The organism is Streptomyces sp. yr375, from assembly GCF_900110755.1.
GTDB lineage: Bacteria > Actinomycetota > Actinomycetes > Streptomycetales > Streptomycetaceae > Streptomyces.
Window position 1 is genome coordinate 85694 of record NZ_FOFF01000033.1, and the last position, 10026, is coordinate 95719.

The 10026-nt window shown below is 72.8% G+C and carries 10 protein-coding genes; 8 read left to right on the forward strand and 2 right to left on the reverse strand.

Annotation, left to right across the window (positions count from 1 at the left end; all coding sequences use genetic code 11):
* Positions 1-521: 521 nt before the first annotated feature.
* The 6 genes from BMZ82_RS27350 to BMZ82_RS27380 all read left to right on the forward strand — a co-directional run bounded on the left by BMZ82_RS27350 (position 522) and on the right by BMZ82_RS27380 (position 6233).
* The gene (locus BMZ82_RS27350; protein WP_177244686.1) at positions 522-1460 is read left to right on the forward strand and encodes a ribosome-inactivating family protein; all 939 of its coding nucleotides are present in this window, start codon (positions 522-524) and stop codon (positions 1458-1460) included.
* 67 nt (positions 1461-1527) lie between these two features.
* Positions 1528-2742 (forward strand): LamG-like jellyroll fold domain-containing protein, encoded by a 1215-nt coding sequence (locus BMZ82_RS42805; RefSeq protein WP_371271313.1) that lies wholly within the window; start codon positions 1528-1530, stop codon positions 2740-2742.
* Positions 2739-3404 (forward strand): class F sortase, encoded by a 666-nt coding sequence (locus BMZ82_RS27365; RefSeq protein WP_093780069.1) that lies wholly within the window; start codon positions 2739-2741, stop codon positions 3402-3404. The genes BMZ82_RS42805 and BMZ82_RS27365 overlap by 4 nt, the downstream gene beginning before the upstream one ends.
* Positions 3401-3898: an RNA polymerase sigma factor gene (locus tag BMZ82_RS27370; protein WP_093780070.1), complete on the forward strand. Its 498-nt coding sequence runs from the start codon at positions 3401-3403 to the stop codon at positions 3896-3898. The genes BMZ82_RS27365 and BMZ82_RS27370 overlap by 4 nt, the downstream gene beginning before the upstream one ends.
* A complete protein-coding gene (locus tag BMZ82_RS27375) occupies positions 3882-4406 on the forward strand; it encodes a hypothetical protein (protein WP_093780071.1) in 525 nt (174 codons plus the stop codon). The genes BMZ82_RS27370 and BMZ82_RS27375 overlap by 17 nt, the downstream gene beginning before the upstream one ends.
* Positions 4407-4511: 105 nt before the next feature.
* A complete protein-coding gene (locus BMZ82_RS27380) occupies positions 4512-6233 on the forward strand; it encodes an RNA polymerase sigma factor (protein WP_093780072.1) in 1722 nt (573 codons plus the stop codon).
* Here the strand turns inward: BMZ82_RS27380 and BMZ82_RS27385 are convergent.
* Together BMZ82_RS27385 and BMZ82_RS27390 are read right to left on the reverse strand one after the other, a co-directional pair.
* A complete protein-coding gene (locus BMZ82_RS27385; RefSeq protein WP_093780073.1) occupies positions 6222-6905 on the reverse strand; it encodes a glycerophosphodiester phosphodiesterase in 684 nt (227 codons plus the stop codon). The two genes, BMZ82_RS27380 and BMZ82_RS27385, sit on opposite strands and share 12 nt — an antisense overlap.
* Positions 6906-6921: 16 nt before the next feature.
* A complete protein-coding gene (locus BMZ82_RS27390) occupies positions 6922-8013 on the reverse strand; it encodes an adenosine deaminase (RefSeq protein WP_093780074.1) in 1092 nt (363 codons plus the stop codon).
* A gap of 969 nt (positions 8014-8982) precedes the next feature.
* On the opposite strand from BMZ82_RS27390, the gene BMZ82_RS27400 reads away from it, so the two are divergent.
* Positions 8983-9522, forward strand: coding sequence for a DUF4190 domain-containing protein (locus tag BMZ82_RS27400; protein WP_256252135.1), 540 nt, complete (start codon positions 8983-8985; stop codon positions 9520-9522).
* A gap of 204 nt (positions 9523-9726) precedes the next feature.
* A partial coding sequence (locus BMZ82_RS27405) for a helix-turn-helix domain-containing protein (RefSeq protein WP_143098918.1) occupies positions 9727-10026 on the forward strand: 300 nt, incomplete at its 3' end.

The window sequence follows — 10026 nt, forward strand, 5'->3', positions numbered from 1 at the left end:
GGAGCGGTAGCCCGATACCCGCGCGGCAGCCCCCTGCCCGCCGATCGGCGGCCGGGTACCCACTGCGCGGCTGACCGGTGCCCACTGCGCGGGCGGCCGGTACCCATTCGGCGGGCGACCGTGCCCACCGCGCGGACCCTCGGTGCGCAGCGCCCCGGGGCCGCCTGCCCATGCCCGGCCGCCCGCCCGTCGGTAGAACTGCGCATCGCGGATGATCCAACCCCGCCTTCATCCTCCGTGCATCAACATGCGCATCAGCTACGGCGGTTCCGGAGCGTTCCGGGGCCGGGCACGGGCGATGTCCGGTTTTGCGGTGTCATCTCACCCGCGACTGCCGGATCCCTGGTCGTGCAGCGGTGCGCAGGCATCGCTGCGAAAGGAACAGAAACAACATGCGAAGAAGGAACGCGGCCCCGGCGGAGCCCTTGGAGTCCTCGGAGTCTCCGGAGTCCTCGCAGTCCCCGCTCTCCTCGCTCCCCTCGGTCCCGGCGAGCCGGTCGAGAAACGTCATTCCCGGGTTCATGACCAAGCCCCGCACGGCCATGTCCATCCTGGCCGCCGTCATCCTGGCCCTGGTCGCCGCGCTGGTCGGACCCATGCCGGCGGCGCAGGCCGCCGGCATGGGTCCCACCTTCCGTATCGGCACCGACCACGGCAGCGACTATGTGAACTTCATCAACGCCCTGCGCGCGGCCGTCAACGACGGCGGCCGCACCGTGGTTCCGGGTGCGGGAACCTCCTACCAGGTCAACCACACCAACCCGAACCTGATGCCCGGCAGCCAGAACTGGCCCGCAGGGCGCAACCGCCACGACGGGTACGTGCAGGTCGACATCCAGATGTGGGGCAACTCCAACTTCGTGCGCCTGCAGTTGCGGCGGGCGGACCTTTACCTCATCGGCTGGTGGGACGGCAACAACGTCTACCACTACATGGGCAACCGCAGCGTTCCGGACGAGGAGCGCGAGCGCATGGTGAACGGCCACTACTACAACGCCAAGGCCATCAGCCGTACCTCGTTCGACGAGAACTACGTCGGCATGCAGACCACCGCCAACGAGACCCGCTCGTACATGGCGATCAGCCGCGACACCATCAACAGCGCCGTCTGGTACCTGTGGGACGCCAACAACCAGCAGAACATGGCGCGCGGGGTGCTGCGGATGACCCAGTTCATCTCCGAGGCCGCCCGGCAGCGACCCCTGCGGGACGCCATCTCCCTGGTCATGGGCAACAACAACGTCTACCGCATCGACCCGTCGTTCGTCGCGCAGGAGAACAACTGGGGCACCCTCAGCGGCCGCCTCAACTGGCTCCTGGGCTTCCCCGAGGGCCACCGCGACCCGCACCCCCTCAACGGGTACCGCATCGGCCCGTACGGCACCGCCGTGCTGATCGTCCTGTACACGGCGATCGACTACGCGCACTGGATCCTCGCGACCTCGAAGGGCCGCAACTAGCCGCCTCCGGCTGCCACTTCGGTTCCCGTTACACAGAACTCAGACCAGAGCTCCGAAAGGAAAGACGATGCCAAGACGGCATACCGCAGACGTGGAGCGCGCGGCCGCTCCCCGTCCGACCCCGGCGAGACGACGCAGATCCGTCGCTCTCCTCGCCGGCCTCTCCCTGCTGGCGGTCGCCGGCGCGACGCTCGGCACCGCCGTGCCCGCGCAGGCCGACATCACCGACGGGCTGGTGCTGCGCTACAAGCTGGACGAGACCTCCGGCACGGTCGTGCACGACACCTCGGGCCAGGGCCACAACGGCACGGTCAACGGCACCGCCGCCTGGAAGGGCGCGGAGGGGCTGGGCTTCAACGGCACCAACACCTACGTCAAGGTGCCCGACAACATCATGGCCGGGCTGAACTCGATCACCGTGGACTTCGACGTGTGGATCGACCCGACCATGGACAAGCCCTCCTTCCTGTACGGGTTCGGCAACTCCAGCGCAGGCAACGGCTACCTGTTCTCCACCGGCAACCAGTTCCGCGCCGGCATCACGTCCGCCGACTTCCACACCGAGCAGCAGACCCGGCCGGGCACCTCGTACCAACTGGCGCGCGGCATGTGGAAGCACGTCAGCTACACCCAGACCGGCACCACCGGCGTGCTCTACGAGAACGGCGTGGAGAAGGCCCGCAACACCAACGTGACCATCACCCCCGCCTCGATCGGCAACCGGACGACGGCCGCGGACTACATCGGCCGCTCCCTGTACGCTGCTCAGCCGGACACCCTCCTTTCCTTCCCGCCCTTTTCTCATGGCGTTTTTCGACTTTGCCATCTCTTTACAACCTGTTCCTCCGCTGCCTCGTCTCTCCCCCTGATCCGTCAACGGACCGATGAAAGAGAGCGATTCATGCGACTCATATCCCGAACGGGCCTCGCCGCCCTGGCAGTTGCCGGAGCCGCCCTGATGGCGGGCGCCACCCCCGCCCTCGCCGACGGGACGCCGACCAGCATGCCCAGCGTCGCCCCAACGGCGGACCCGGGCACGGACGTCACCCCGAGCGCCACGAGCCCGGCCCCGGCCCCGACTCCGGCCACGGACGCCGACACCGGCCCGACCGTCGCCCCGAGCCAGGTCGCCGCCGTGCCGAGGGGCGGGGCCGACACCGGCGTCGCGGAGCCGTCCGACAACAACAACGGCGCGGTGCTCGGCGGCGGCGCGGTCGCGGCCTTCGCGGCGGCCGGCACCGTCTTCTACGTCGTACGCCGCCGGAGGGCGACCGGCGCATGAGCCCGCTCTCCAGGCGCGCCGTGGCCCTCTCGGCCCTCGCGGTGCTGCTGCTCACGGGCTGCGCCGACAACGCGGCCGACCAGACCCGCCCGGCCGACCCGGTAGTCACGTCCTCGGCCCCCGCCGCCTCTTCGGCCCCCGCCGCCCAGACGGTGCGCCCCCTCGCGCGGTCGGTGCCGGTCGGGCTGCGGATCCCGGCCATCGGGGTCGACACCCCGGTCATGCGGCTGGGGCTGGCCGCCGACGGCACCGTGCAGGTGCCGCCCGTCGAGCGGCACGACCGGGCGGGGTGGTACGACCAGTCGCCGACCCCGGGCCAGACCGGGCCGTCGGTGCTCCTCGCCCACGTGACGGTCGGCCGGTACGGCGACGGCGTCTTCCGGCACCTCGACCGGCTGCGCCGGGGCGACCGGATCACGGCACGCCTGGAGAACGGCACGACGGCCGAGTTCGCCGTCACCGACGTGACGACCGTCGACAAGGACGCGTTCCCGACCGAGAAGGTCTACGGGAACGTGGACCGGCCGGAACTGCGTCTCATCACGTGCGGCGGACCCCGTACCGGCGACGGATACCGCGACAACGTGATCGTCTTCGCCGCGCTCAGCACCGGTTCGGGCACCGGGTCCGGTGCCGCATCGAGTTCCGCGGGAGAACGTTGAAACGGTCACGCACGCGCGAGAGGGCGGCGTCCGAACTGTTCGCCGCCCTCTACCCGCGTCTCGCCGGCTGGTGCCGCCGTCTCGTCGACGACGACGAGACGGCGCACGAGATCGCCTCGGAGGCGTTCACCCGCCTCTGGGCCCGCTGGACGACCGTGGCGGAGCCGCAGGGCTTCCTCTTCGTCACCGCCGCCAACCTGGTCCGCGACCACTGGCGCAAGCTCGAACGGGAGCGCCGGGCCGTGCGCCGGGCCACCGTCGAGGCCGCCGTCGCCCCGCCCGCCGAGAACGCCGACCCCTCGGTGCGGATGCTCGTACAGTCGCTGCCCGACCGGCTGCGCGTGCCGATCCTGCTGCACTACTACGCTGACATGCCGATCAGGGAGGTGTCCGTGCTGACCGGGCGCAAGGAAGGAACCGTCAAGGCCGACCTGCACGCGGCTCGCGAGATGCTCCGCGCCCAACTGAGGAGAAGCCTTGATCACACCCGCTGACGACTTCGACGACGGCGGCCCGGACCTCGACCCGGACGACCCGCTCACCGTCGTCCTGCGGCCCGCCGCCGGCCACCTCGGCCCGCCGCCCGGCCGCTACGAGGAGATCCGCCGCGGCGCGGCCCGCCGCCGGCGCGTACGCGTCGCGGCCGGGGTCGGCGCGACCTGCGCCGTCGCCGCGCTCGCCGTCCTGCTGCCGCTGCGCCTGATGTCGCCCGACGTTCCCGCGGGCCCGGCGGTCCCGCTCGCCCCGCCGCCGGTCAGCGGCCCGTCGACGCTGCCCGCGCCCACGCCCACGCCCTCGGGCGCCGTCGACGCCTCCCCGTGGGACGACCCCACGCAGGACCCTTCGCAGGGGGTGGACACCCCCGCCCCGGACGCCGGTCCCTCGACTGCCCCCACCGGCACCGTTGCCCCCACCCCCGCGGGCACCTCCGGCGGGGAGCCGACGCAGAGCGGGCTGGACTCGGCCTCGCCCGAGCCGAGTACGCCGTCGGCCGGGCAGTGAAGTCCCTTACCGCGAAAAGTGTTATCCCGGAGCCGTCCGGGCCGTCCCCTCGGGTGTGATCTCGGACATTGCCAACAACGGGGGGTCGGCTGAGAGGGTGCGGGCATGAGGACGTACGTCGACGCGGAGGCCGCCCGGCACTGGCGGGCCACCGTCGCCGAAGCGCAGGCCGGTGACCGGCAGGCGCTGGACGAGCTGGTCGCGGGCTGGCTGCCGCTGGTGTACAACGTTGTCGGCCGTGCCCTGAACGGCCACGCCGACGTCGACGACGTCGTGCAGGAGACCATGCTGCGCGCCGTCGACAACCTCGGCTCGCTGCGCGACCCCGACAGTTTCCGCTCCTGGCTGGTCGCGATCGCCATGCGGCAGATCCGGGACCGCGCCCGGCGCCGGACGACCCAGCGCCTCGACGAGAGCGTGCCGCAGGACGACGCCGCCGACTTCGCCGAACTCACCGTGCTGCGGCTCCAGTTGGAGGGCCAACGGCGGGAGGTCGCGGAGGCCGTGCGCTGGCTGGACGACGAGGACCGGCAACTGCTGTCCCTGTGGTGGCTGGAGGTCGCGGGCGAACTCACCCGGCGTGAACTGGCCGCCGCCGTCGGCATCAGCAGGCAGCACGCCGCCGTGCGCGTCCAGCGGGTGAAGGAGCGGCTGGAGGTCTCCCGGGGCATCGTGCGCGCCCTCGACGGCGCCTGCCCCGACCTGCGCGACCTGACCGCCCGCTGGAGCGGCCGCCCCGACTCCGTGTGGCGCAAGCGGCTGGCCCGGCATGTGCGGGCCTGCGGCTACTGCGGCGACACCGGCGAGTCCGTCGTCCCGGCGGAACGGCTGCTCGTCGGGATCGCCCTGGTGCCGATCCCGGCCGGGTTCACGATCTCCCTGGCCCTCGGCGGCAAGACGGCCGCCGCGGCCGCCGGCACCGCCTCCGCGAGCTGGTCCACGAAGGTGCTGGCCGCGCTGACCAAACCGGCCGTCGCGGTCACCGCCGGCGCGACCCTCGCCGCGGGCGGCGCCTACGTCGTCGTGAAGACCCCCGACGACCGGCCCCCGCAGGCGAGCGTCGTCCCGACGGCGGAGCGCACCGCCGCGACCACGCCCGCGCAGTCCGCCGCCTCCCCTTCCGCTGCCGCCTCTTCCGCCTCCCCATCCGCCTCGCCGTCCTCGTCCTCCTCGCCGTCGGCGAGCGGGTCGTCGGCGGGCCGGTACGGCAGTGTCGTCGACGCCGTCGACAGCGCGCCCGGCCGCGGCGCGCGGCCCGCCGCCCTGCCGCAGCGGCCCGCGCCCGGCGTCACCAGCAGCGGCGGCGCGCACGCGACCATGAACCACCGCGGGGACAACGTGACGCTCAGCGGCCGGGGCTATGTCCTGGTGCGCTGGCAGATCTCGCCGCAGTACCGCGCCGGCGGCCTGGTCATGCCGACCTGGACCGGCCTCAAGGGCAAGCTCTTCCACGTGGCCTCGGGCGGCGGCCGCCGCATGGACGACCCCGTCAACGGCGCCGACGCCGCCGCCACCGGCATGGGCAGCGCGGCCACCGGCTACGCCGTCCTGCCGTCCGGCGCCCAGCAGATGTGGCAGAACGAGTACTTCTACCTCGCCGGCACCGTCACCCTCACGGTGAACGAGCGGGGCGCCGACTACGGCCTCAACGTCTTCCCGACCACCTGGGACGCCGTGGAGAAGGACCTCACGACCGGCCCCGACCAGGGCGCGACGCGCTACGGCCTCGTCCGCGACACCGGCGACGACGACACCCCGGTCCCGCAGTACGTCACCCGCGCGACCCCGGCCGACCCGGCGACGGTGGCGCAGCGCTCACGGGTGTAGCAGGGCCGTCAGGACGTCGATGCGGTTGGTGGTGATGGAGTCGACGCCCAGGTCGACGAGGCGGCGCAGGGAGCGGCGGGTGTCGGGGGTCCACACGGACAGCAGGTAGCCGTCGCGGTGGACGCGGGCGGCGAGGTCGCGGTCGACGAGGGAGAAGCGGTAGTTGAGCCAGCGCGGGCGCACCGCCGCGAGGAGGGCGGGGCGCGGGGGCGCCAGGCTGGTGCGGGTCAGGGCGATCTCGGCGGCCGGGTCGGCCGCGCGGACCGCGAGCATCTCGGTGGCGCCCGCGCAGTAGTAGGCGCGGTCGGCCGCCCCCGCCTCCCGTACGACGTCCACGATCCGGCGTGCCGTCCGGACGTCCCGGGTGCCCGGCAGGTCCAGCATCACCCGGTGGCCGTCGGTCGCGGCGAGCGCCTCCGCGAGGGTCGGCAGCGCGCCCGCCGTCAGCCCGCGCACCTCGGCGGCGGACAGCGACCGCAGCGGCCGGTCCAGCTCCCACAGCCGCTTCAGCGTCTCGTCGTGCAGCAGCACGGGCACGCCGTCGCGGGTGAGGCGGACGTCGAACTCGACGGCGTCCGCGCCCTGGTCGAGCGCGGAACGCAGCGAGTCGAGCGTGTTCTCACGGAAGCGGTACGGGTCGCCGCGATGGGCCACGGCAGTGAGCGTCTGCATGGGCCCCATTGTGACGTCAGCGAGCAGGCCGCTCCGCTGCGGAGGCGTTCGTGTAGGTGTCGGTGTAGGCGTCGATCTCGTTGGTGATGCGGGTCTTGCCGGCCTCGTCCAGGAAGGACGCCTCGACGGCGTTCTTCGCGAGGTCGGCGACGCCGCGCTCGTCGAGGTCGAGGAGGCGGGCGGCGACGGCGTACTCGTTGTCGAGGTCGGTGCCGAACATCGGCGGGTCGTCGGAGTTGATCGTGACGAGGACGCCGGCCCGCACGAACTCCTTGATCGGGTGCTCGTCGAGGGTGCGGACCGCGCGGGTGGCGATGTTCGAGGTCGGGCACACCTCCAGGGCGATGCGGTGCTCGGCGAGGTGCGCGAGCAGCTTCTCGTCCTGCGCGGAGCTGGTGCCGTGCCCGATGCGTTCGGCGCGCAGATGGGCCAGCGCGTCCCACACCGTCTGCGGGCCGGTGGTCTCGCCGGCGTGCGGCACCGAGCGCAGCCCGGCGGCGATCGCCCGGTCGAAGTACGGCTTGAACTGCGGGCGCGGTACGCCGATCTCGGGGCCGCCGAGCCCGAACGAGACCAGCCCCTCGGGGCGGATCCGGTCGTCGGTGGCGAGCCGCGCCGTCTCCTCGGCGGCTTCGAGACCGGCCTCGCCGGGGATGTCGAAGCACCAGCGCAGCACGGTCCCGAACTCCGCCTCGGCCGCCTTGCGGGCGTCCTCGATCGCCTCCATGAAGGCGAGTTCGTCGATACCGCGCCGGGTGGAGGAGAACGGGGTGATGGTCAGCTCGGCGTACCGCACCTGCTGGCGGGCCAGGTCCCGGGCGACCTCGTACGTCAGCAGCCGGACGTCCTCCGGGGTGCGGATCAGGTCGACGACGGACAGGTACACGTCGATGAAGTGGGCGAAGTCCGTGAACTGGAAGTAGTCGACCAGGGCCTCGGGGTCGGTGGGCACCTTGGAGTCGGGGTGCCGGGCGGCCAGCTCGGAGACGATGCGGGGGGAGGCGGAGCCGACGTGGTGGACGTGCAGTTCGGCCTTGGGCAGCCCCGCGATGAAGGCGTGCAGGTCGCGGCCCACACCGGCTGCGGAGGCGTCGAGGCGGTCGGTCATGGGGTCCTCCCCGGGACGGCGTCCCGGGTCGAGCGGGCCTGACGGGACGCGGGTGATCGGCTGATCGATGAGTCGGCATCATCGTAGGCGGAGGGCCCGGGAGACCGCCGCCCGCCTCGCCCCCCCGGGCCGTAGCATGACGCAAGGCCTGACAGAGAGTGACACCCAGCCAACAACAGAGGGGACCCACGCATGCCCGAAAACCCAACCGACCCACGGGACGCGCCCTCCAAGGTGCAACTGAACAAGAGCCTGGGGGACGGGGGCAGGGACGGGGCGGAGAGGGACGGGGCGGATACGGCGGACGTGGCGGGCAGGGGCGGGGCGGATACGGCGGACGCGGTGAGCAGGGGCGGGGCGGATACGGCGGACGTGGCGGGGAATGGCGGTGCGGCTGGTGCCGCTGGGACTGCCGGTGTCGCCGGGGACGTCGGTGCTGCCGATGCCGCCGGAACTGCCGGGCACGCTGGTGCGGCCTGGCCTGCTGGAGACGTTGGTGCCGCTGGGGACGCCGGGACTGCTGATGCTGCCAGGGGTGCCAGGATTGCCGGGCACGTCGGTGCTGCCGGGACTCCCGGTGTCGCTGGGGACGCCGGAACTGCCGGAGACGCTGATACCGCCAGGGCTGCCGGGGCCGCTGGGGACGCTGGTGCGGCCTGGCCTGCTGGAGACGCCGGTGCCGCCGGAACTGCCGGGGCCGCTGCGGCGGCGGCTGGTGCGGCTGGGGACACCCAGCCTGCTGGGCTTGACGGTGTCGCCGGGCACGCTGGTGCGGCCTGGCCTGTCGGGGACGTCGGTGCTGCCGGAACTGCCCGTGCCACTGGGGACGCCGGAACGCCCAGCACTGCCGAGGCCCCCGGAGACCCCCGCACTGCCAGTGCGCCCGTTGCCTCGAACCCCTGGGCCGCCCCCGGCGACAATGCGTGGAGCGGTAGCGGGCCCGGTCGTACCGTCGCCGGGAACGAACCGTTGGCCTGGCCGCCTGACCAGGCACCCCCGTCCGTCCACGACCAGCGCACGGCAACCTCGCTGCCCTGGGCCGACCCCTACGGGGCCCCGCAACCGAACGGTCCGGGTCCGTTCGGCGCGTTCCCGCCTCCCGTCCAGGGTGGCGCGGTTCCTCCGCCGCCCATCGCCCCCGACGGTCCCGGACAGATCCCGTACGGCTATCCCGGCGGCTACGGGTACGGCTACCCGCCCCAGCACCAGTCCCCCTACGGGGTCGGCGCTCCGGGTCCCTACGGGTGGCCCGGGCACGGCGCGGGGGGCAACAACGGGATGGGCGTCGCCGGGCTCGTGCTCGGGATCATCTCGGCCGTCGTCTTCTGCCTGTGGCCGCTGGCGATCGTCCTCGGCATCCTGGGCATCGTCTTCGGCGCGCTCGGCCGAGGCAGGGCACGACGCGGCGAGGCCTCCAACCCCGGCCAGGCACTGGCCGGCATCATCTGCGGCTCCGCAGGCATCGTGCTCGCCATCGGCCTGGGCGTACTGGTGATCGTGGCCCCCTGAGCCCTCCCCCCCTCAGGCAGCCTCCGACCGACACTCACGCCCCGATCAGGCTCCGGCTCAGGCAACCTGTTCGTCCCACCCTCGTCCGCCAGGCCCCCGTGCCAGACGCCCCTCCCCAAATGCCCAGCGCCAGGCCCCCCGCGCCAGATGCCCAGCACTAAGAGCTGTCCCGTAACTGCTGGTCACGGATGAGATGATCTTGCCGTGTCTGGTGTGATCACGGCGTCGGAGCCGTCCTGGATAGCCCCGTTCACCGGGCTGAGCCCGCGTCAGTTCGGCAAGCTGATCACCGCGTTGCGGCGTGAGGGTGCAGACCCGGTCCGCAAGGGCCGGCCGTGGAGCCTGCCACTGGAGGACCGAGTCCTGCTGGTCGCCGCGTACTGGCGGACCAACCTGACCCTGCGCCAACTGGCGCCGCTGTTCGGGGTGTCCAAGTCCGCGGCCGACCGGATCGTCGATCACCTCGGCCCGGCGCTGGCACTGCAGCCGCGCAAGCGGTTCCGC

Bases quoted from the DNA above. Each gene is read 5' to 3' on its own strand.
- BMZ82_RS27350 (WP_177244686.1), top strand. From the start codon at position 522: ATGACCAAGCCCCGCACGGCCATGTCCATCCTGGCCGCCGTCATCCTG.
- BMZ82_RS42805 (WP_371271313.1), top strand. From the start codon at position 1,528: ATGCCAAGACGGCATACCGCAGACGTGGAGCGCGCGGCCGCTCCCCGT.
- BMZ82_RS27365 (WP_093780069.1), top strand. From the start codon at position 2,739: ATGAGCCCGCTCTCCAGGCGCGCCGTGGCCCTCTCGGCCCTCGCGGTG.
- BMZ82_RS27380 (WP_093780072.1), top strand. From the start codon at position 4,512: ATGAGGACGTACGTCGACGCGGAGGCCGCCCGGCACTGGCGGGCCACC.
- BMZ82_RS27385 (WP_093780073.1), bottom strand. From the start codon at position 6,905: ATGCAGACGCTCACTGCCGTGGCCCATCGCGGCGACCCGTACCGCTTC.
- BMZ82_RS27390 (WP_093780074.1), bottom strand. From the start codon at position 8,013: ATGACCGACCGCCTCGACGCCTCCGCAGCCGGTGTGGGCCGCGACCTG.